Below are 21,582 nucleotides of genomic sequence, written 5' to 3'. Positions count from 1 at the left end.
CAATAAGTGTGACGCCAAATTATGGCAAAGCTAACTGGCGCGTTTGAATACTGAAATACATGATTAACGAAATACCCCCGTTAATTAAATAAATACGCAAAAGCTACAATCGCTACTGAAGCATTGAAAAAGAAATCTAATAATTTCCAAGTACTCACTGAACTTATGGCTCTATAAGCAGAAATAACAAATATGATGAGCACCGCAATTTGAATCAAGAAATGGGAGATATGAACATGCACGGTGATCTCCTCCTTATATCAAATGTCATAAGCCAGTTTATTCAAGTTGGTTTAAATATGTTTGTACGGGCTATAAACATCCTAAGAAGTTACTACCTTGTACAAAATGATGACAGGATTAATTGTTGTAAGTTCACAACAAAAATGTGAATTGGATAACATTAAGATATTATATAAATAGTTTATTTTGCGACTTCGGAAAAAGGATTAAACTAACGAGAAACATTAGTGGAAGAGGAGCTGCTACTTTGAAGCGACTTCTTTTTGGTTTTCATTCAAGTAACGGGAGAATAGTTCAAAGCGAATGAGGAAAGCAACACGGGTGGTATGCACTCGTGTTGCTCTCAGTGTTCTAAGCTCCAAGTTTCTTAACGATAGGAATCCAAATTTCCGTTTCATACATGTTGTTTCCCCTATCGTAAACCATTTCAAACTCGGGGGCATTTACGAGTTCGTAATTACAGGTTGGAAACCATTCCCCCCAAATACGCTTCCACAATTCAAGAATACCACTCTGGCCGTCTGGGTTGATGCCGGTTGAGAAAATTGCGTAGGTTTGAGGTGAGATATGAAGCTTTTCAAACCCTCCCTGCAGGCCACTCTGAGGTAAAAAATAACCGATCATGTAGGAATAATTCTTGCCTTTGTTATATTTCACCCCATGAATCTGACCATTTTCACCCAAGCCCGCTTCAGTACGAATTCGATCAACGGTCCCATCGGAAACACACTTAGTCCAAAAAGCGGGTATTTCAATAAACCCATCGATACTGACTACAGTCGATACACCAAACATTTCAAAAGCTTGTTTTTCCTCGATTTTGTAATTCATCTCCACATCTCCTCGAATCGAAATATGAAAGGATAACCGAGGATAGGCCTTTAGTGCCACGCCTTTGTCGCGCGCGGACTTTGGCATCGCACCGTGCATTTTTCTGAATGCTCTAGAAAATGCCTCTGGCGATTCGTAACCATACTTCAAAGCGAGATCGATGACCTTTACATCGCTTTGTTGCAGTTCAAATGCGGCAAGAGTCAGCCGTCTGCGCCTAATATACTCAGAAAGAGGCACACTGGCTATGAACGAAAACATCCGCTGAAAATGGTAAGTTGAGCAAAAGGCAATTCGAGCCACTTGGTCGTAATGAATTGCTTCAGACAGGTGTGTTTCTACATACTCCATTGCGCTGTTCATGCGATCAAGCCAATCCATACAGACCATCCTTTCAAGATTAATTATAGGGAATAAAGAAAATTGAAACCTTGCAGACGAAAATTGACAACAATTCGCAGTATTATTTCACTCAATTGATAAAGTTGAAACCGTAAAATTACCTATCACTTACGAAAAATATAATTAGAAGAATCGAATCGGAGGGATTCAAAGTTAAACTTGAAATCAATTCTTTTCAAAATTTAAACCTATTTCAAATTAAAATACTTTATTTTGGAGTTTTGATGATAGGACAGGAAAACTATATTTGAATCTCAATGGCGAGGTTGAAACAGACCCATTTAAGAGCAATCAATAAAAGGAAAATCAACACTTAAATTTAACATAGCCTAAAAATAAAGGGGGAAGTAATTTTGGTTCTCTGGGGAGTTCCTTTTGTAACAATTACAGTTTCCTTATTGGGCGTATTTATATATTTTCTTTCTGCACTTGTATTTCTTAAAAGAAAATCAAACAAAGCAAAGCTTATAAGAGTTATTTTCGCAATTATTGTATCGGTTTCTTTTTTCCTAAAATACATGAACAATCTCGCGAACCTTGACTAAGCTAACGGGCAGATTTGTTCAATAAAAAGGGAGTTTAGTGGAATAAAAATTAGATGAGATTAATGAGCGATCGGTATTGGGGGATAAAAAAGAGCTTTGCATATTCAATAAATGCGGACGTGGATTTTGATTTGTTCATTTACAGTTAATCGATGTTTAAGCAAGCGGTGAACGATAGCTTCAATAAACCAAAACAGGCTACCGAGATTAAAATCTGCGGTAGCCTGTTGAGCTAACGGGCAGATTCGTTTATTAGTTCCTTACTGTCACTTGTAAAAAATGTTATAATATGGATAGCGAAATTTGAGGAGGTCTAAAATGAAAAATACTTCCTATAATCCATTTGATGACGAGACGCTTCACCTTAGTGTGAATAAAACCGAAGCGAATTCCCTTGAAGATAGGGCTCCCTTTAACAATGTAATCAAACATGTCGATATTGTTTCGGGTTTCCAAGTTCCCAAAAGGCTCAACCATTTTCCAAAGTGGTATCAAAACCCTCAGAGAATATCTGCTACTATCTCTGTCCTTGTATTTGCCTCATTTATGATATACCAAGTTATTCGAATTATTACTGCTATTGCATCGGGGGAGTAGCCCCTCCCCCGCGTTAAATTAACGGAAAACTATAGTAGAACAAGCAGGGAGCAGTTCTGTCGCGGCAGCTGCTCCTTGTGTTTGTTAAGCTAACGGGCAGGTTAGTTTAATCTCTTTAAATCAAAAGGTGGTGCAGGGTTGAACTTCATTATCATAGCAATTTCTTTCATCGTTTCAACGGTTTTATCTATCTTTATAATGAGGAACAGGAAAAGCAAATGGTTAGGAATGTTATCAGCTTTTGTTATCAACACAATAATATTGGGTTTAGCATATTGGTTCCTGTACAACTTAAACGAGGAATCAAAATTGTTTGGAATTGATTTTTATAATCGTTATGTATTAGTAATTTCTATCCCGATAATAACTTGGATTAACTTTATCATTCTCTCTGGTAAGAACTAAACTAACGGAAAACGATAGTGAGGGAGCTTGCCGCGCGGCAGCTCTCTTTTTGTTCATTCAAGTTAACGGGCAGTAGAACCTGGAAGAGGCAAATATTTTAAAAATTCAATTATGAGACTTTGCTACAAAACCTAGGCTGCGGCTGGCTGACCTTCTACTAGGAGATGGTACACCGTTTATGATCGGCAAAAAGAACTTCTATGAATATTGATTTTTTGGTATGATGCATGCATAGACTGGAAGGGAGTTTTGGAGATGCGGCCAAAAGTATTTCTTGCAAAGCAAGTTCCAAGTGAAGTGGAAGCGTACATTGCTCAGCACTGCGATTATCGGATGTGGGACAGGGTAGAGGAAATTCCTCGTCAACAGCTTTTAGAGGAGCTGTCCGATGCGGATGGACTACTAATATCCGGCGGAAGCATTGATCAGGAACTGTTGGAACATGCACCGAAGCTCAAAATTGTTAGTAATGTCTCGGTTGGTTACAATAATTTCGATATAGAGGCAATGAAGGCCAAGGACGTAATGGGGACTCATACTCCGGGTGTATTGGATGAAACGGTGGCGGATACGGTCTTCGGACTTATCTTGGCCACAGCGAGAAGAATTCCGGAGCTCGATGCTTACGTGAAGGCTGGCAAATGGAAAAAAGGAAGCGAAGAGCACATTTTCGGTATAGACGTTCATCATTCTAAACTTGGGATAATTGGTATGGGGCGTATTGGGGAAGCGATTGCCAGACGGGCGAAGTTCGGATTCAATATGGATGTCGTGTACTACAATCGAAGCAGAAAAACGGAAGCCGAGCAGAAGCTTGGCGTTGTCCACCGCTCCTTGCAGGAGCTGCTGCAAGAGTCTGATTTTGTAGTGGTCATGACACCATTAACAACTGAAACAACTCAATTCATCGGCCGTGAAGAACTGGCTCTTATGAAGAAGACAGCCATCTTTATCAATGCGTCCCGTGGGCAAACTGTGGATGAAGAAGCACTAATTGAAGCTTTGGAAAAAGGAAGCATCCGCGGAGCAGGTCTTGATGTTTTCCAGCAAGAACCAGTAGATCCGGATAACAAGCTATTGCATATGCCTAACGTCGTAACCCTGCCGCATATCGGATCGGCTACTCCTCAGACGCGTTTCGATATGGCTATGCTTGCTGCGAAAAATTTGGTGAAGGGCTTGCAGGGGGAAATTCCTCCAAGCCTTGTCGCGGAGTTGAAGAGATAGTGGAGAAGCCGGTATGTGGATGACGTATACCGGTTTTTTTAAGTTTTAGGTTCAGGTTCTGGGGGGAAGCTGTGCTTGGTTTGATTAACACAAATAACGAAAGAAAGTCAGTCCTATAGTGATCAATAGCTGAAATGACATCAGACCAGCTGCTACCGCAGTTGGTCTATTTTATATTGTGGCTATTAGACTAAAGGGCAGTTTAGCACAACAATTCCCAAAAATTACTGCAAACGGGTAGTTCATTTTTTTTGCAACAATTTCAACCAATCATACGTTTGAGGTACTGTAAGCGAAAACTCAACGAGGTGATATACAGTGAAATCCCGTAAAAAACTTTTTAGCTTATCCGCTGCTGCCGTATTGTCTCTTACTTTAGCTGGGCAAAGCCTTGCTGCAACTGCAGCTTTCACCGATCTGGACCAGGTTGCGGCCAAAGATAAAATTATTTCTCTACAATCACAGGGCCTTGTATCGGGTGTCAGCAATGACCTGTTTCAGCCCAATGCTACTCTTTCAGCTGCACAAGGCATTCAATTGATTGTCAAGGCGCTTGGTTTGAACTTAGATGCAATCCGATTTGTAAAAGCGCCGCAGGCTACCGACTATTTTGCAAAAGCAAAAAATGACGCATGGTACTCGCAAAGTTTCATTATTGCGGCGAATAACGGCCTGAAGCTTCCAAACGATCTCGATCCGGATCAGAAATGGACGAAGGAGACTTTCACCAAAGAATTGCTCATTGCGCTTGATGGTCATAACATTTTGCACATGATGAAGCTCCCGGCAATTGAGATCAAAGACAAGGACGAAATTGCCCTTGACGATCTCGGTCCGGTCCAAGCCGCTATTTACAATGGAATTGCAACGCTCGACGCAGACGGCAAATTCCATCCGAAAGCGGAGATTACACGCGCGCAAGCCGCTGAGATGATTTTTAACACGCTTAAATTCGTCCACCCTACTCCGCATCAAACCGTCTATGAGAATACCCAATATGGCTTCCGTTTCACGCTGCCGGACAGTTGGAAAGGGTACACGATCGTAACGGACAAATGGGAGGGTCTTTCCGTAGGCGATGCGCAAGGCGATAAGGGTGTAGAAAGCGGTGCGAAACTCAGCATCCGCCATCCCGAATGGACCGCTGAACAGCCTAAACAGGATATCCCTATTCTCGTCTTTACTATCGACCAATGGAATGAGCTTCAGCAGGATAAATTCCACATCGGCGCAGCGCCTATCGGCCCAAGCGAACTGACGCGCAATGACAAATACGTGTTCGCACTTCCGGCGCGCTATAACTTTGCCTACCCTGATGGCTACCAAGAAGTGGAAGGCATCTTGAAGAGCAATCCGATTCAACCGATGATCCCCGTCGGCGAACAAACGGGTCAAGTAGGCCAAACCGTCTATGAGAATACCCAATATGGCTTCCGTTTCACGCTGCCGGACAGTTGGAAAAGGTACACGATCGTAACGGACAAATGGGAGGGTCTTTCTGTAGGAGATGCGCAAGGCGAAAAGGTCGTAGAAAGCGGTGCGAAACTCAGCATCCGCCATCCTGAATGGACCGCTGAACAGCCTAGACAGGACATCCCTATTCTCGTCTTTACTGTTGACCAATGGAACGAGCTTCAGCAAGATAAATTCCACATCGGCGCAGCGCCTATCGGCCCAAGCGAACTGACGCGCAATGACAAATACGTGTTCGCACTTCCGGCACGCTATAACTTTGCCTATCCTGATGGCTACCAAGAAGTGGAAGAAATCTTGATTAGCAATCCAATTCAACCGATGAAGTAATCAAATCTTACAAAAAAAGGTTGCCCTTTGCCGTATATGGCAAAGGGCAACCTTTCATTTTTACTTGTCACTATCCATCCACTGGATGTGGAAAGTGCCTTCGCGGTCAACGCGCTTAAACGTATGCGCGCCGAAGTAATCACGATGCGCTTGCAGCAAGTTCGCCGGAAGCTTTTCCGACGCCCGCGCGTTTTCGATTTCCGAATTAAATGGAACATCACGGGTAAAATAACAAAAACGTGGCAGGTGATGTCGAATCCCTGACGAAATCATCTCGATAGTGAAAACCGGCTCTAAACTTGATTTAACGAGACGAGCCCGAGGCCTGTCATCACGACGTCGGAGCATTGCCAGGGCTTGCATATTGTGTTTTGTCGCACAGTAATTAATTGGTGATTCATTGTATGTACAAATAAAATAGTTGACTGATCGATCTTAAATAAAGACATTACACATGAAATCGTGTAACCGTCTGGACTATTTAGGAACGTTTATTCAAATAATATCTAAGGGAGAAGATACCATGAATGCAATTGAAGTAACAGCAGAAACAGTCGAAACATCATATATTGATGCTAAAGGAATTCGATTCGCATACCGGACATTCGGCAAACCATCTGAAGTGCCGCTAGTGTTCTGCCAACGTTTTAGAGGTACGATGGATGACTGGGATCCTGCCTTCGTCAATGCTTTGGCGGAGGAACGTACGATCATCCTGTTTGATAGTGCAGGTATCGGATTGACATCGGGAGAAGTTGCAGAATCATTCTTTGAAACAGGGGAATATGCAATTACTTTTATTGAAGCGCTTGGTCTTAAACAAGTGGATCTCATCGGCTTCTCTATGGGGGGTTACATTGCGCAAATAGTGACATTGGCTCGCCCTGATTTGATCCGTCGTTTAATCTTGGCAGGAACAGGGGGCGGGACCGGGGAAGGTACGCAATCTGGTAAGCCTGAAGTGTTCAAAGTTGCTTTTAAGCCGGTGAACGAGCCGGAAGATTTCCTTTACTTGTTCTTCGAACCGACAGAAACAAGCAGAGCGTCAGGATTACAGTACCTAGACCGGCTTGCTAATAGAAGAGAAGACGACCGTGCGCCACTAGTTAGGGCTGAGTCGGTTCAAGCGCAGATAAAATCGGTTGTGGCGTGGGGGAAGGATTCGACTTTTGACAGACTCGGGGAGATCAAGCAGCCCGTCCTTGTATCTAATGGAAATAATGACATTATGATTCCGACTATCAATTCTTATATTGTTTCCCAACGCATACCGAATGCGCAATTGATTATTTATCCGGATTCAGGTCATGGGTTCTTGTTCCAATATGCAGATTTATTTGCCGAACATGTTAATTTGTTTTTAAACAGAGCTTAATGAAGAATAATTTGTACTACAAGTAGCAAGCGCAATTAGGATTGATTACTTATTTTAATAATTACATGAAAAATAGTGCTATATGACACTATGCCTGAGGAATCAGGCATTTTTATTTTTATGTAGGAGGATTTGTGTCATCAAAAAATGCACAAATCTCCCAACATTGTAGTCTTGCGAGACAAATTCACCTACAAAATAAAAGATCAATTTTCGGAACGGATCACTCAAGAAGTTTTTCACTTGCCAACAAAAGAAACTTAACCGCTCCGCTAACGGGCAGATTAGTTGAATAAGATGGTCCTTTTAGTCCATCCTTTTTTTGTAATTAAAGGATATTATTTAATGAGAAAGACAAAGAGGAAAGTGAGAGATTTATATATTAAAGAACATAATCCGGCTTACCGCCATATTGATACCGTTATTGCTTGGCATTCTCGCTTGTAATAACGATCAGGTTCATCAAAACAGTATGCCAACAGCAAACTCTCGACATAGTGACCATCAATTGGTCTATAGACCTGACTTGTTTCCTGAGGTTACAATTATTCCATTCGGCAAAAGTTGGGAACAACCATTAGAGTTAGGTACACCTCCTTCTGAGGCAAAGCTTTTCAAAAGCTTAACTCTATCTCACTCTGAGGCGGAAGTTCAAATTTATAAAACTGGTGGTGATATCACCCCAAGATATACTGTGTTTCTCAAGGGGAGAAATACTGAATGGAAGTTGGGTGACTTGTCCGGTTTTAATGAAAAACAATCTTCGATCGATCCATTGAATTTCTTAAACGGGGATGTATCTGGCGCGGCTATTGAAATCCCTATTGGCACGATAGGTGCAAAAAATGTGTTACTAATTTATCACCACAATACCGATTCATGGAACATAGTAGATTTTCAAGGACATCCCGTCATTCCGATGGATCTCGACAGTGATGGTGTCCCTGAATGGGTCGGAAACCAGACGGATTGGGTGCCGCCTGCTCTGGAGATCGATCGTTGGGTCGCAGAATATGATCGTTTCGAAACGACAGTTCTTCAATGGGATAGTAGCCTATTCCCTGATACGCCTAACGAAGAACCTTCTTACTCATCCCTCTTTGTGGAGGAGGGGAAGCATTTCATTGAAATCGGCAATAACGATGCTTATGCATTTTTCACTTATGACAACGGGTTCTTAAAACACTACAGACCTGCCGACACCAGAAGCCGCGTCTTGGAAATGCAAATGGCTCGCCAGCATCATTGAATAAGTAGGTTAAGTAAGCGATGAGACGAAGAGGGGGAAACCGAAATGAAGACGATCAAGTGCATGATGGACCACCTGTACTGGGCGGATGGACGCATCTTGTACGCTCTCGAGGAGAGTGAGACAAAGAACAAGGACCTTCTGAAGCTGGTTCGGCACGTCGCGGTCGCGGAACGAGTCTGGCTGTCCCGATTGCAGGGCAAGGGCAGCGAACAATATTCGTTGTGGGAAGAAGCGGAAGACCTGATTGCGATCCGGACAATGTTCGAAGAAAACGCCGAGCAATATCGCGTCTATATCAAAGGGCTCGAGGAATCCGAGTTGGACGAGATGATCGACTATGCGAACCAGAGCGGCGTTCCGTTCCGAACGTCCGTTCGGGACATCCTGTTGCAGGTCCTCTTACATGGGCAATATCACCGGGGACAGATCAACCGGGCACTCCGGATCGAATCGGCAGAGCCTGTCCAAGTCGATTACATCACGTTCGCGAGGCTCTAACAGGGACTAATAATCACCATTACTCGGAATGGGATTGGCATTGAACTAACGGAGAACTATAATACATTTTTACCCAAAATATCTTAGGAGCGCTACTATGAAAACTCGAATCTTCATTTTCGTTTTGATTCTTCTGATCGGAGGATCTCCAATCTCAAAATCACAGGCTTCCGAAATACCACGCCCCATATCAGTCTTATTAAACGGAAAGACCCTTAGCTTTGAAACCCCACCAATTGAGGACAACGGTAGCATTTTGGTACCCATGCGAAGCATTTTGGAGGGAATGGGGGCATTAATCCAATGGAGCCCAGAGACTCAGACTGTAGTGGCTCAACTTGGTGATATCAAACTCATTTATGCAATCGGAGAAAAGGTCGCTTATAAGAACAATGCCGAACTTAGACTGGAAACGCAAGGGCGCATTGTCGAGGGGTCTACCTTGTTGCCGGTTCGCTTTATTGCGGAAGCAATGGGAGCGAAGGTTGAATGGAATGAGGCTAGTCGTACCGTATCCATCGAATATTCCGTGAAGCGTAATATCCAAGTCAAGCAAGTTTTAGACGGGATGTATCTTACAATCCGCTACACCGACGGAGCCGAAAAAGGAACCGAAGATACCGTGCGCTTTGCGGGCATTTCCCCTATTCATAACGGTCAAGAGGTAACGGGATATCTAAGGTCGCTGCTTTCGAATGGTGCGGAGGTGTCGATTGAAATTCTGGGTGAACGCGATCGGAACAAGCACCTACATGTAAATGTGTACTTGAAAGATGACACCCTTTTAAATGCAAAGCTTGTAGAAGAGGGATATGCAGTGAAAAGTCTGGATCTTCAAAAAGATGGGTTAGCTAGCAAACTCGACCCGTTACAGGCCGATGCAATACAGAAAAACAAGGGTCTCTGGGCAAAGCAAGCAACTACTCCCCCCGCCTCAATACATAAAATGAACATCATCAGTACCAATGTTGTGATCGTAACAACCGAAGGGGATTTATGGACGTGGGGGCAGTTTTACGAGAAGCCGACCCGTATTCTTCAGGATGTCGTGGACGCCCAAGTGGATAGCGATGCTGGTATTGCTTTAAAGAAGGACGGTACAGTTTGGGTCTGGGGCTTCAACAACGCGAGTCTATGGGGCAATGGAGAACAAAAATATGAAACAACCGTCCTCCCTAGACAAGTAGAGGGACTCCAAGATATTGTTTCTGTAGAAATAAAGCATTCCGGTATTTTTGCGGTTGATGGCGACGGTCGCGTATTCGCATGGGGATCGAACTACAACGGTAAGCTGGGGCAAACGTACAAGATGAGCGAGATCATCTATAAGAAACCTTATCAGACGCCTTGGGCAAATGTCCGATCTGTTAGCCCAGGCTTTGAATTTACAGTAGTACTCAAGAATGACGGTACTGTTTGGCAAACACAACCAACAAAATCTGAACTAAAGCAATTGAGTACCTTGCACGATATCATTGCTGTTTCAAACTACAATAATTTTGCAGTGGCTCTCCAAAATGACGGCACCGTATGGACATGGGGTGTTAAGAGCATCTTCGGTTTCGGAAACGCCGACAATCCTGAACCGAAACGTGTCGAAGGTCTTACGAATATAATTCAGGTTGATGCGGGTCATGACCATGCTCAAGCAGTGGATCGAGACGGCAATCTGTTTTCGTGGGGTGATAACGAGTATGGACAACTCGGAAGCATGGTGTTCGGGGATAGCATAGCACAACCTACAAAGGTGCCTAACCTACCATCAGTCAAGTTAGTGGAAGCTGGCAGACGGCAATCCCTAATTCTCATGCTGGACGGAACTTTATGGGGAGTTGGGGCGAACGCTCACTATATTTTGAGTCCTATTACTCTGAGAGATAGATATGAGAACAATGTGTTATACCAAAACAAATTAACACAGATCAATCTCAATCTTACGTTCTAACACCACCTACATCAATCACTTATATCCCTCCTTTCACTGCTCGGTTTGACGATATTGTTGGTTCTAAATACTGATGGTAATCCAATGAACTACCAAGGAACTTTAGTTGAGGAGCATGCTTCGCGGCAGGGCTCCTTTTTGTTTATTTAAATTAACGGGCAGATTTGCTCAATAAAAAGACATATGAAAATGGTGAAAAAATTAATATTGAATGCGGTGGAGGAGGAGGACGAGCACGTTCAAGAATTTATAAGCACAATGTAGATGGAAGTTATTTCGAGGAAATTATAGAAAGTCAAGTGAGTATACCAATGAGCTGTGGTAAAATAAGGGAGAATATAAACTAATCACAGGGGACAACAAGATGGAACACTTTGAAAATCGCAACATTTGTGGAGTGCCAAGCATCGTACTACAGCCTACATCGGAACCGGTAGGCCAAGTTGTATTATATCACGGATGGGGATCTACAATTGAAAGCTACAAGTTCTTTGCATCATTGATATCAAACTGGGGATATAGAGTGATTGTACCTGAACTACCCTTCCATGGAGAGCGTGGAAGTCTTAATTATTTTGATGAAATAACGTTACAAGCTCATTTTTGGCCCGTCGTTTTTCAAGGTGTACAAGAAGCAGAGGAAATCGTAACGGAGCTGTTACAAAATAGCGATACTCCGATTATATTGATTGGTCATTCAACAGGCGGTTTCGTTACTGCAGGAACATATGCTAAACATCAACAGGTTCATTCCGCAATTGTTATTAATGGGTCTTGTGCTTGGGTTCGATTTGAAGAGCTGTATCGTGAAAAACTCGGTTTGAATCAAATGGAAGCCAGTGACAAAGAGACGTTACGACAAAACGATCCACTTTCCATTATTCACATGAATCTAGAAAAGCCATTATTGCTTCTTCATTGCCAAGATGACACTTCGGTTCCTATTGATAGCCAGAGATATTTTGTTAATGCAATGTCAAATGCGGGTAAATCAGCAGATTACATCCAATTGATGGAGTATCCGAAAGTGAATCACCAGATCACACTTGGTATGTTGCAGAAGATCAAGGAGTTTCTTGATAAGACCTCGCTACCGCTACACTAACGCAGAAGGTTAGTTCAATATCAACAAAAGAAGGCAGCCGACCCAGTAATCGGTTGCCTTTTCTCAACTAACGGGCAGTTAGTGAAGTGAAGTTCCCACCAAAACATCGAAAATTAAGGCTACTAAATCAAATGGATAATTGTGTTAAAATGTAGCTGTAAGGGGGAGCAAAGTTATGAGTAAAACTAGAAAATTCATCATTACAAGTGTTTTGGTTTTTTCATTAGGACTTATTGTTACTCCTTTTTTATATGTTCAAATAAACAAAATGGTTTATGATTCCAGAGTAACGAATTACCTAATTGACGAAAAAGGTTACAAAACGGAGGATATAAAGTCTGTAAAGGGAGTTTGGGGAATTAAACTACCACCTTTTTATGCTGTTGTTGTTTTTAAAGATGAACCCTTTGTTGAATATATTTATTTTGCACATAATGACGTACTACAATTTGGATACAGAATTTTAGATGAAGGAAAGCAAAAAGGGATTACCGAAGCTGATTTGAGTCACTACGTTCCTAATGAATAAGCAAATTTGATAGTTAAGCTAATTGAAAACGCTTGCCGTTAATCTCGGGTTAAAGAACTATCCAATATTTTTTTTCCTCAAAAGTACAAATCTCCGTTCCTGTCGGAATATGATGGGAATATGTACATTGTTTGAGGAGGAAAAATCATGTATTCAGCAGAAATCAACCGTTCAGATCCGTCTTGTTTTCTGTTTATTATTGACCAGTCCGGATCGATGTCCGACCCGTTAGGGGCTAGCTCAAAAGCCGGAAGTGTTTCCGATGCAATAAATCGTTTATTACAAAATCTTAGTATAAAGTGTGCAAAGTCGGAAGGTATACGCGACTACTATCATGTTGGTGTGATAGGCTATGGCGCCAGCGTTGGGCCGGCATTCGGCGGTGTATTAGCCGGAAAGGAATTAGTGCCGATTAGTGAAATAGCAGATAATCCGTCAAGATTGGAAAAGCGTCTGAAGAAAGTTCCGGATGGGGCAGGCGGGCTTGTAGATCAGCTTGTTAAGTTTCCTGTTTGGTTTGATCCTGTCGCGAACGGCGGTACTCCAATGTGCCAGGCGTTGAATACAGCCCATCTCATCTTGAGTCAATGGATCAGTGAATACGTTCATTGTTTTCCACCGGTGGTCATTCATATTACCGACGGAGAATCCACCGACGGTGATCCGACTGCTGCAATGGAACAAATAAGGCTACTTGCTACGGACGATGGAAATGTATTGCTGTTCAACTTGCATATCTCGGGCAGTCCGAATGCAGTTGAACTGCGTTTTCCGGAAACCTCGGATGGACTGCCTGACCAATATTCCAGGATGCTCTACGAAGGCTCAAGCATGCTGACACCATTTATGATCAAGGTGGCCAATCAAGAACATGAATTGAATCTTTCGGATGGAGCAAGGGGATTTGTTTTAAATGCCGATCTAACACTTGTGATCCAGGCGCTTGACATTGGAACGCGTCCCGCCAATCTTAGGTAGGGGGGGGGCTATGGTGAAAATAGAATACACATGTTTTTCATTTCCAAAGGCGGGAAACCGCAAAGATGAATATGAAGATGCCTTCAATAGCAGCATTTTTGTTAGTAAGGATACTGCGTATTATAGATTCGCCATAGCCGATGGGGCTAGTGAATCTTCGTTTGCCGACATATGGGCTGATTTGCTCGCAAGCGGTTATTGCAATGGCAAATTTGAAAGTAAACATATCGATAAATCCGTTTCCAAATTGTCAAAGGCATGGAAGAGAAAACTAAATGCCAAAAACCTTCCTTGGTACGCTGAGGAGAAGCTAAAAAGCGGGGCGTTCTCTACTTTAGCGGGAATCACTTTTCATTTGACGGATGCCTCATCCGCGGGGTTTGATGCAGTAGCGATCGGTGACAGCTGTATATTTCAAGTTCGGGGTGATAAAATTATCGCCTTTTTTCCTTTGAGCTCCATCGATGATTTTCAAAATAGGCCGGTTCTTATATCGAGTAACACAGCCAATAACATTCACCTTAAAATGTTCATTAATAAATGGACCGGTACTGCCCAAACTGGAGACACTTTTTTGTTAATGACCGACGCCCTGGCATGCTGGATATTAACCCGTTACGAGGAAGACCCAAGCGTAATAAAGAAAATACAAGGGTTAGCCGGTGAACATGAATTCATAAATTTAGTTCAGTCCGAAAGGAAGTTAATTTACAGTGACGGCGGCTTTTATCTAAAAAATGATGATGTTACATTAATTCGCGTAAATCTATTGTAAAGGGATGTGAGGTGATGTTATGGCCCACTCCACAGGATTATAGGGAAGCGATACAAAATCCGCAAATTTGTTTCAAGGACCCGGTACTTCAGTCTGGAGTCCCTGAATTAGATAAGTTTGGACTTCCTCGTCCTATTTCGGGAGGTTTCGCTAGTGTTTACAAAATAAAGTGCGGAAAGACGGAGTGGGCGGTCAGGTGCTTTACCAATAACGTGAAGGATCAAAAGGTCCGTTACGATGCCATCAGCTTGCATTTAAGCTCCGTTAATCTCCCTTATATCGTCCCTTTTGAGTACCTCTCTGAAGGCATTAAAATAAACGGCAATTGGTTTCCAGTCGTTAAAATGCAGTGGGTTGAGGGGGAATCGCTGCTTCATTATATCCAAAGAAATTTGCATAACGTTGACATATTGAAAGGACTAGCAAATAAATGGCTAAAAATGCTAACTGAACTGCACATGGCAAATATTGCGCATGGCGATCTGCAGCATGGTAACATATTGATTCACAATGATGAAATTATTCTAATCGATTATGATGGTATGTATGTACCAGGCTTAAACGGCATGAAAAGCAACGAGCTCGGTCACAGAAATTATCAACACCCCGGAAGAAACGAAGAACATTTTGGGCTGTATATCGATAACTTTTCAGCGTGGGTCATTTTGATTTCAATAGCAACCGTTTCTGTGGATGCTTCATTATGGAATTCGCTTGGAGCGGGAGAGGGTGAAGAATGTCTCCTCTTTCGTCAGAAAGACTTTGTCTCGCCAGGCGCATCTCGCGCTTTTGAATTTCTGGAACTTGTTGATGATGAAACGTTACGTTTTTTAGTAAACGCCTTTCGTGATGTTACGGCAATAGATATGCCGCAGGTGCCTCGGCCCCCTGATCCCGAATCACTGGTTGATGCCGAGCAACCTTTAGCCGCTTCTATCTCAGCCGCCTCTGCAACGAAATTAATTACTCATCTAGCAACCTTCTCTGATTGGCTCTCTAGGAAGATGCGGACAACCGTTGTCCAATCACAACCAGAAATATCGTATCCTGTTGGTTCGTCGTGGGTACTGGATTATCTCACAACGGAAGCATTACCTTGCAAGCCTTTGTCAAAAGATAGGTTCGTGTTGGAAAGAACCATTTCATTATTGGTAGTAACTACCGCAGCATCGGCTGCAACTGTTATGTATGGAAACGCTCCGGTTTCAGCTTTAGTATCCTGCACGACTTTGGGATTAGGTGTGGAGATGGCCTTTTTAAGCTGGTGTTATGTGAAACTTCCCATTGTTAAAGTAAAGAGAACCACGCCTGAAAAAATAAAGGAGCTTGAATATGTTGTTTCCGATCTGATAAGCGAATTGAAGGAAGTCAACGATATAAAGCATAACTTCCAACAAATGGAGGAAGACAAGGTAAACGATATATTACGAAGGCAAGGGGAAGTATCGGAACGAGAAAAGAATGAAACGGAAAAATTGCAGAAGGAACTCCAGAGTCATATAAGCGAAATCGTGGGTGAAAGACAAATCATAGATCAGGAGGAAAAAACCGAGCTTACCGGAGCACTGGCCTCTTTCCAAAAAACTTGGCTTGAAGATCAATTAATGAACCATAGGATTAGCCAAGAAAAAATACCGGATATAGACGACGAAATCAAACGGCGTTTAAGATCGAGCGGAATTCGTACGCCGGCTGATTTTTTGGACATTAATATCTTCCAGTCCTATGGCCGCAAAAAAATTGAAAAGGTGTATATGATATTAAAAAACGGGGGCTCGGTTCATGTAGGAATGAGTCCATCCCAAGCGAAAGCTCTGGTAGATTGGAAAAAAAAGATAGAACGCAAGTATAGGACTAAAACCCCCCAATCCGTTCCTCGTAGTGAAATCACAGCCATAAAATCAAAATTTAAGGACAGGAAATCAATATTGAATAACTTAGAACAAACTTATCATAACAGGTCGCAGGACATGATATCTAAAATAAGACAAACCTATAGTCTGGAGTATGATTTCTTAAAGAGGGAAGAACATACTGCCAGAATCAACCTGAATAACGAACTCAACCAATTCGATAAGGAGATAGCTGAAATAAATAAGCATCTTGCAGGAAAACAATGGGAGCTTCACCATCTGAGCAAGCAAATGGATTCTTTTAAGGACGTTAATTTCTTGAGATTCTTAAGGAGAGTATTCCTTTTCAATTGAGAAGTATTTGGCTGCCTTTTGAAGCGGGAGCAATCGGTGGCCTTGCTTGACGTTTAGGAGATGTGCATCAGGTTGACATCATATAATCATTATAAATATGAAAAGGGTCATCTTGTTGCCGTTAATTAGCACTCGTTAAATTAAGTTATTGAGCTAACGGAGAACGATAGTTAAAAAGCACAATAAAACCCGCCAATAATTGGTGGGTTTTGTTTCATAAAAAATGTCTTAATCTGAGCAATATATGTTCGAAAAGAGCCTCCTATATTTATTTCTTTTGTAAGCGATTAATCCTTTTTGACCTTTAATCAACTAATAAACGTAATCCTACTCTTCGTGTTCTTCACATATCAGGCTTCTAATGGAGTGGCGAGTTATAATCACTCGATTAATTAAACTTGCAAACGTATCGTTAACAATTAACTCAGCATAATCCTTCCCCATGCGCACCAGAAATAACTCAAATTCTTCGCCAAATACATATCCAAAAGGGAAGCGAGGACCTGTTAATTTTTCAATTGGTGTTAAATTTTGAGGTACGCGCGTCAATCCCTCAACATTAAGCTGGATTAACTCAGAAAACTTTATTGTTTTCACACCTGGCTCTAAAGCTCTTTTAAAGTCAATAGTAACAAAATCATCCCCAACCCTTATGATTGTTCCGTTGCCGTGATTCGTACCAGGCGTTCTTGCAACTACAAAAACATCTCGGTCAATAAACTGTTGAAGTCTTGTTCGTAATAATATGTTTTGTGGAAGCGGGCATCCAGGGAATCTTGGATTTACAGTCATAGTATAATTTCCTCCCACAGCTTATAGTGCGCTTTTTAATAAACTCCAATATTACTTTATGAACATAATCTGTATATTGGAACAAAGGCGGATACACAATTTGGGTTGACTTCTACTTTTAATAAAGCAATGGAACTAATATTGAATACTAACTAATTGAGCTAACGGATAACGATAGTTAAACATCTGAAGGGCAGAATAGTCCCAGTATATGGTATATTTGATTTAATAACATTTTCTAAGCGGAGGCACTTATGAATCCTGTTTTTGACAAATATATCCAATCGTTTGCCGGTAAGGAAGTGACCGTCATCGGCGCCGGCGTCAGTAATTCACCGCTGATTCGCATGCTGTGCTCGGCCGGGGCGAACGTCAGTGTCCGTGACCGCAATTCGGCCCTGCCCCGGGAGGAGTGGGACGATCTAGGCGTCGGGTTGTATCTAGGGGAGAATTATCTGGATAGCATTGTGGGTGACGTGGTATTCCGCACTCCAGGCATGCGCCCAGACCATCCGTTGCTGGACTTTGCCCGCGCTGGTGGTAGTCGTGTTACCAGTGAGATGGAGGAGTTCTTTGCACTGTGTCCTTGTCCCATTTTCGGAGTGACCGGTTCGGACGGTAAAACTACCACCACGGCGTTGATTGCAGACATGTTGGCTAACGGGGGGCGTACGGTACATCTGGGCGGAAACATTGGTACGCCACTGCTGACGCGCGCGGGCGAGATGTCGTCGCTGGATGTATGCGCGGTCGAGCTATCGAGCTTCCAGCTGATGGACATGACCCACTCTCCTCATGTGGCAGTGATTACCAACCTTTCGCCCAATCACCTCGACTGGCACCGCGACATGAATGAATATATCACCGCCAAGCGACGGATACTGGATTTTCAGAGTGCTAATGACTTTGCTGTCCTAAACGGCGACAATCCGGCGACCGCCGCACTGCACGGGCGAGGGCGAACCAAGTATTTTGGTGGACACACTGTCCACGATGGCGTGATCGACGGTCTGTTACCCATCAGTGACATTCGTTTGCCGGGGTGGTATAACGTGGAAAACGTTATGGCTGCTATGACCGCCGTGCGGGGGAGCGTGTCGGATGAGGCAATCCTGGAGGCGGTGCGCAACTTCGGCGGGGTAGAGCACCGAAACCAGTGGGTGGCAACTGTGGGTGGCGTGCATTATTACAACAATTCAATCGGCTCCAGCCCCGCACGTACCGTCGCCACGTTGCATGCACATGTGGGCCGAGTGCTGCTAATCGCCGGCGGGCGAGATAAGAAAGTACCGTTTGACGAGATGGCTAGGCTGCTGCCTGATCATGTCAAGGTGCTGCTGTTGATCGGAGAAGCGGCCAGTCAAATCGAGGCTGCGGCGCGCAAAGTGCCGAGTTGCCCGCCTATTGTTCGTTGCGAAGGCCTGACAGAGGCAGTGGAGCAGGCGCACAAGCTGGCCGAACCGGGCGACACTGTGCTGCTGAGCCCTGCATGCACTGCGTTTGACCAATACCGTAACTTTGAAGAGCGCGGTCGTCATTTTGTAGAGCTGATCGAGGCGCTACGCTGGTCGGAGGGAAAGGATTGAACAAGACACGTTTACCAGAAAAAGCTGATTGCCCGAATGTATATTCATCTAAGATATCTTAAGGTGGAACGGAATGAATCATTGCAGAAAACTCCTGATATAACTACAAAGAATAATGCGGCTAGGTCACCAATAGATTTCGCAAAGCAGGTAGGAAATGAAAAATTGATTACTATGTTGGAGGCATAGTAAATGCGGTGACATTAAACTAACGGGCAGTAGAGCTTAGCACAAAGTCCACTAGGAGATTTACTTCTAGTGGGCTTGTTATTTTGAAACTATGAAAAGGATAGCTGAGTTAGGGTAGTTCGATCCTTGCGATCCTCACGGATTCTCGAATTACTGGTTAAGAGGGAGTGATGCTGTATCGAATGGATTCAACTGGAGTTTTTCGCGGGCTATCCCTACGGATACATGAAATTGCGATATCAACCCGACGGTATGATGGAGTACACTTGCGACGGAGAGGACTTGCCGTACGCCCTTCCAAACGGACACCGTTGGATGGCCTCCAAGCGAGTCTACCAAAACCTTTCAAAGGTTATTCTGTCCCGCCCGTGGGAGCAGGAAGTTGATACGCGTCTGGAACAAGGGATGGTGTGCGATGGATGGACGGATACACTAACTTGGTCGATTATGGGGATAACGGAAAAGCAAACCTTTGTTATCGGTAAGGGGCCTACCGGTCTGCTCAAAATTATGGAACGGATTAAGCGATTTGCGATGGATGCGGAGAAGAACTATCCTAATTAGGCTACCGGTATAAACGGCAGCCTTTGTTCAACTATTGGGCAGGATAGTTCGAAACCACTGTTGAACTATAGGGATAAAGTTCCCAGACGCTCAGCGTCAATAAGGTCTACTAAAGGAGGCGTTCGCCATGTCCATCTATGACATCGAAGTACGGACAATTCGTGGGGAAAAGCAGGATTTGTCCGCTTACAAAGGCCAAGTGATGCTCATCGTCAATACTGCGAGCAAATGCGGCTTTACTCCGCAATATACCGGGCTGCAGCAGCTATATGATCGGTACAGGGACAGGGGATTCGTCGTGCTTGGGTTTCCGAGTAGCCAGTTTGCCAATCAAGAGTATAAAGATGAAGCGGCAATCTCGGAATATTGCCAACTAAATCACGGCGTCACGTTCCCTTTGCATGCCAAAATCGAGGTTCGGGGCAGAGGAATTCACCCGCTATTCGATCATCTTACACACGCTAAGCCGGGAATCTTCGGGACGAGTAGCGTGAAGTGGAACTTCACGAAATTCCTCGTCGACCGGAGAGGGCAAGTCATCCAACGGTATGCCCCGAAGAATACCCCGGAGAAGATAGAGAAGGACATTGTGGCGCTGTTGTAAATCCAATTGTGGAATTGCTTCGAATGCTAAACTAAAGAAGAACGATAGCTCAATAAATACGAAGAAACGGCAGCCTGCATAAATGGCTGCCGTTTTCTCAACTAACGGGCAGATTAGTTCAATCGAACCATTATGGTAATGGTTCTAATTCCAGAAGGAAATATGATTGAAAAATTGAATTGTTATGTTGACATAAAATTTGTAACTGGCGGTGTGATAAATTGAGAACAACCCGACAACCAAAATATAATATTGAAAATATATTCCCAGAATTAGCTCAGTATCGAAAAAAAACAATTCGACTACATCCTGTTAGAACTAATGATAGCAAAGAAAATGTACCATTAGTAATAAGCAAGGTATCCTGTAAGGAACACCAGGTACAATATATTCCACTCCTTCAAATTTTAAAATCAGATTACCCTGACCTTGACTTCCCAACTCAACACGATTTACTGTGTATTTTCACGTGCCCAAAAATTCATGAAGAAATAGAAGACCCGCGATTTAAAGCAGTATGGGGTAATTCTGAAGGATTATATAGCTATAATACTTGTATTTCGCTAAACCCTGAGACTGTATTTGAGTATCCCTCGATTGAGAAGTTACTATCTATTAACGAGCCTCTTGGCAGATCTATTATGGAATGGCAATCAGGAAAAGGTGAAGAAAATGAAGAAGATGAGGCCATTTACGAATATCAATTAAGTGTGGCCGATGGAACTAAGGTCGGTGGGTATGTAAATTGGATTCAGTCTGATGAAACACCGATATGTAATTGTAAAAATAAAATGGAGCTTCTTCTCACCATTTCAGAAACAGAGTTTGATGGTGGTTCATATGAACGATGGTGTCCTAATGAAATCGTTAATTTTTGGAGTATCCCTTACGAAGAACGGGTTATCATTCAAGCACCTCTTGGTCTTTCTTTTGGCGATATGGGGAAAACATACTTTTTTGTTTGTAAAAAATGTGACTCTAAGCCGGTAAAAACTATTTTTCAATGCAGTTAAGTTATGAAGTAATATGATTGGTGCATCGAGTCAACTTACTAAGCTCATTGGGAACGATAGCTGAATATAAGTGCTACAGAAGTACAAAGACCTGATACTACATAAACTTAGGGGATA

Annotated in this window: 19 protein-coding genes and 1 pseudogene; 16 read left to right on the top strand and 4 right to left on the bottom strand. The window is 43.0% G+C overall.

What is annotated here, in order from left to right; all coding sequences use genetic code 11:
* Positions 1-80: 80 nt before the first annotated feature.
* Entirely contained in the window at positions 81-242 is a 162-nt protein-coding gene (locus AC58QG_RS03100) for a hypothetical protein (RefSeq protein ID WP_497360639.1), read from the bottom strand.
* Between the two features lie 352 nt (positions 243-594).
* Positions 595-1,455 carry an AraC family transcriptional regulator gene (locus tag AC58QG_RS03095; protein ID WP_497360638.1) on the bottom strand — a complete coding sequence of 287 codons (861 nt, stop codon included), beginning with the start codon at positions 1,453-1,455 and terminating at the stop codon, positions 595-597.
* An 884-nt stretch (positions 1,456-2,339) separates the two neighbouring features.
* Here AC58QG_RS03095 and AC58QG_RS03090 point away from each other — a divergent pair.
* The 3 genes from AC58QG_RS03090 (at position 2,340) to AC58QG_RS03080 (ending at position 6,053) form a co-directional block, all read left to right on the top strand.
* Positions 2,340-2,618 carry a hypothetical protein gene (locus tag AC58QG_RS03090; protein WP_497360637.1) on the top strand — a complete coding sequence of 93 codons (279 nt, stop codon included), beginning with the start codon at positions 2,340-2,342 and terminating at the stop codon, positions 2,616-2,618.
* Between the two features lie 660 nt (positions 2,619-3,278).
* The gene (locus AC58QG_RS03085; RefSeq protein ID WP_497360636.1) at positions 3,279-4,250 is read left to right on the top strand and encodes a 2-hydroxyacid dehydrogenase; all 972 of its coding nucleotides are present in this window, start codon (positions 3,279-3,281) and stop codon (positions 4,248-4,250) included.
* Positions 4,251-4,568: 318 nt separating this feature from the next.
* Positions 4,569-6,053: an S-layer homology domain-containing protein gene (locus AC58QG_RS03080; protein WP_497360635.1), complete on the top strand. Its 1,485-nt coding sequence runs from the start codon at positions 4,569-4,571 to the stop codon at positions 6,051-6,053.
* 60 nt (positions 6,054-6,113) lie between these two features.
* Here the strand turns inward: AC58QG_RS03080 and AC58QG_RS03075 are convergent.
* Positions 6,114-6,233 (bottom strand): annotated as a pseudogene (locus AC58QG_RS03075) (hypothetical protein); the annotation flags it as partial.
* Between the two features lie 343 nt (positions 6,234-6,576).
* Between AC58QG_RS03075 and AC58QG_RS03070 the strand changes: the two are divergent.
* The 9 genes from AC58QG_RS03070 (at position 6,577) to AC58QG_RS03030 (ending at position 16,717) form a co-directional block, all read left to right on the top strand.
* Positions 6,577-7,428, top strand: a complete 852-nt coding sequence (locus tag AC58QG_RS03070; RefSeq protein ID WP_497360634.1) for an alpha/beta fold hydrolase — start codon at positions 6,577-6,579, stop codon at positions 7,426-7,428.
* A 412-nt stretch (positions 7,429-7,840) separates the two neighbouring features.
* Entirely contained in the window at positions 7,841-8,677 is an 837-nt protein-coding gene (locus AC58QG_RS03065) for a hypothetical protein (RefSeq protein WP_497360633.1), read from the top strand.
* Between the two features lie 45 nt (positions 8,678-8,722).
* Complete coding sequence (locus tag AC58QG_RS03060) at positions 8,723-9,178, top strand: DinB family protein (RefSeq protein ID WP_497360632.1); 456 nt, start codon at positions 8,723-8,725, stop codon at positions 9,176-9,178.
* A 97-nt stretch (positions 9,179-9,275) separates the two neighbouring features.
* Positions 9,276-11,123, top strand: a complete 1,848-nt coding sequence (locus AC58QG_RS03055) for a stalk domain-containing protein (RefSeq protein WP_497360631.1) — start codon at positions 9,276-9,278, stop codon at positions 11,121-11,123.
* A 364-nt stretch (positions 11,124-11,487) separates the two neighbouring features.
* Positions 11,488-12,228, top strand: coding sequence for an alpha/beta hydrolase (locus AC58QG_RS03050; RefSeq protein WP_497360630.1), 741 nt, complete (start codon positions 11,488-11,490; stop codon positions 12,226-12,228).
* Positions 12,229-12,403: 175 nt separating this feature from the next.
* Complete coding sequence (locus AC58QG_RS03045; protein ID WP_497360629.1) at positions 12,404-12,757, top strand: DUF3139 domain-containing protein; 354 nt, start codon at positions 12,404-12,406, stop codon at positions 12,755-12,757.
* Between the two features lie 147 nt (positions 12,758-12,904).
* Positions 12,905-13,735, top strand: a complete 831-nt coding sequence (locus AC58QG_RS03040; RefSeq protein ID WP_497360628.1) for a vWA domain-containing protein — start codon at positions 12,905-12,907, stop codon at positions 13,733-13,735.
* Between the two features lie 10 nt (positions 13,736-13,745).
* Positions 13,746-14,510: a protein phosphatase 2C domain-containing protein gene (locus AC58QG_RS03035; RefSeq protein WP_497360627.1), complete on the top strand. Its 765-nt coding sequence runs from the start codon at positions 13,746-13,748 to the stop codon at positions 14,508-14,510.
* A gap of 212 nt (positions 14,511-14,722) precedes the next feature.
* Complete coding sequence (locus AC58QG_RS03030; protein WP_497360626.1) at positions 14,723-16,717, top strand: BUD32 family EKC/KEOPS complex subunit; 1,995 nt, start codon at positions 14,723-14,725, stop codon at positions 16,715-16,717.
* 327 nt (positions 16,718-17,044) lie between these two features.
* Here AC58QG_RS03030 and AC58QG_RS03025 read toward each other — a convergent pair whose 3' ends face one another.
* A complete protein-coding gene (locus AC58QG_RS03025) occupies positions 17,045-17,509 on the bottom strand; it encodes a hypothetical protein (protein WP_497360625.1) in 465 nt (154 codons plus the stop codon).
* Between the two features lie 254 nt (positions 17,510-17,763).
* On the opposite strand from AC58QG_RS03025, the gene murD reads away from it, so the two are divergent.
* From murD to AC58QG_RS03005, 4 genes are all read left to right on the top strand, one after another.
* The gene (gene murD / locus AC58QG_RS03020; RefSeq protein WP_497360624.1) at positions 17,764-19,095 is read left to right on the top strand and encodes a UDP-N-acetylmuramoyl-L-alanine--D-glutamate ligase; all 1,332 of its coding nucleotides are present in this window, start codon (positions 17,764-17,766) and stop codon (positions 19,093-19,095) included.
* A 414-nt stretch (positions 19,096-19,509) separates the two neighbouring features.
* Positions 19,510-19,848 carry a hypothetical protein gene (locus AC58QG_RS03015; protein WP_497360623.1) on the top strand — a complete coding sequence of 113 codons (339 nt, stop codon included), beginning with the start codon at positions 19,510-19,512 and terminating at the stop codon, positions 19,846-19,848.
* A gap of 127 nt (positions 19,849-19,975) precedes the next feature.
* Complete coding sequence (locus tag AC58QG_RS03010) at positions 19,976-20,452, top strand: glutathione peroxidase (protein WP_497360622.1); 477 nt, start codon at positions 19,976-19,978, stop codon at positions 20,450-20,452.
* A gap of 221 nt (positions 20,453-20,673) precedes the next feature.
* Positions 20,674-21,465, top strand: a complete 792-nt coding sequence (locus tag AC58QG_RS03005; RefSeq protein WP_497360621.1) for a hypothetical protein — start codon at positions 20,674-20,676, stop codon at positions 21,463-21,465.
* Positions 21,466-21,582 lie beyond the last annotated feature (117 nt).

Source organism: Paenibacillus sp. J22P169 (genome assembly GCF_059691995.1).
This window is presented reverse-complemented; position numbering and strand designations above follow the sequence as displayed.

Bases quoted from the DNA above. Each gene is read 5' to 3' on its own strand.
- AC58QG_RS03025 (WP_497360625.1), bottom strand. From the start codon at position 17,509: ATGACTGTAAATCCAAGATTCCCTGGATGCCCGCTTCCACAAAACATA.
- AC58QG_RS03040 (WP_497360628.1), top strand. From the start codon at position 12,905: ATGTATTCAGCAGAAATCAACCGTTCAGATCCGTCTTGTTTTCTGTTT.
- AC58QG_RS03060 (WP_497360632.1), top strand. From the start codon at position 8,723: ATGAAGACGATCAAGTGCATGATGGACCACCTGTACTGGGCGGATGGA.
- AC58QG_RS03070 (WP_497360634.1), top strand. From the start codon at position 6,577: ATGAATGCAATTGAAGTAACAGCAGAAACAGTCGAAACATCATATATT.
- AC58QG_RS03050 (WP_497360630.1), top strand. From the start codon at position 11,488: ATGGAACACTTTGAAAATCGCAACATTTGTGGAGTGCCAAGCATCGTA.
- AC58QG_RS03010 (WP_497360622.1), top strand. From the start codon at position 19,976: ATGTCCATCTATGACATCGAAGTACGGACAATTCGTGGGGAAAAGCAG.
- AC58QG_RS03055 (WP_497360631.1), top strand. From the start codon at position 9,276: ATGAAAACTCGAATCTTCATTTTCGTTTTGATTCTTCTGATCGGAGGA.
- AC58QG_RS03095 (WP_497360638.1), bottom strand. From the start codon at position 1,455: ATGGATTGGCTTGATCGCATGAACAGCGCAATGGAGTATGTAGAAACA.
- AC58QG_RS03090 (WP_497360637.1), top strand. From the start codon at position 2,340: ATGAAAAATACTTCCTATAATCCATTTGATGACGAGACGCTTCACCTT.
- AC58QG_RS03015 (WP_497360623.1), top strand. From the start codon at position 19,510: ATGAAATTGCGATATCAACCCGACGGTATGATGGAGTACACTTGCGAC.
- AC58QG_RS03035 (WP_497360627.1), top strand. From the start codon at position 13,746: ATGGTGAAAATAGAATACACATGTTTTTCATTTCCAAAGGCGGGAAAC.
- AC58QG_RS03045 (WP_497360629.1), top strand. From the start codon at position 12,404: ATGAGTAAAACTAGAAAATTCATCATTACAAGTGTTTTGGTTTTTTCA.
- murD (WP_497360624.1), top strand. From the start codon at position 17,764: ATGAATCCTGTTTTTGACAAATATATCCAATCGTTTGCCGGTAAGGAA.
- AC58QG_RS03085 (WP_497360636.1), top strand. From the start codon at position 3,279: ATGCGGCCAAAAGTATTTCTTGCAAAGCAAGTTCCAAGTGAAGTGGAA.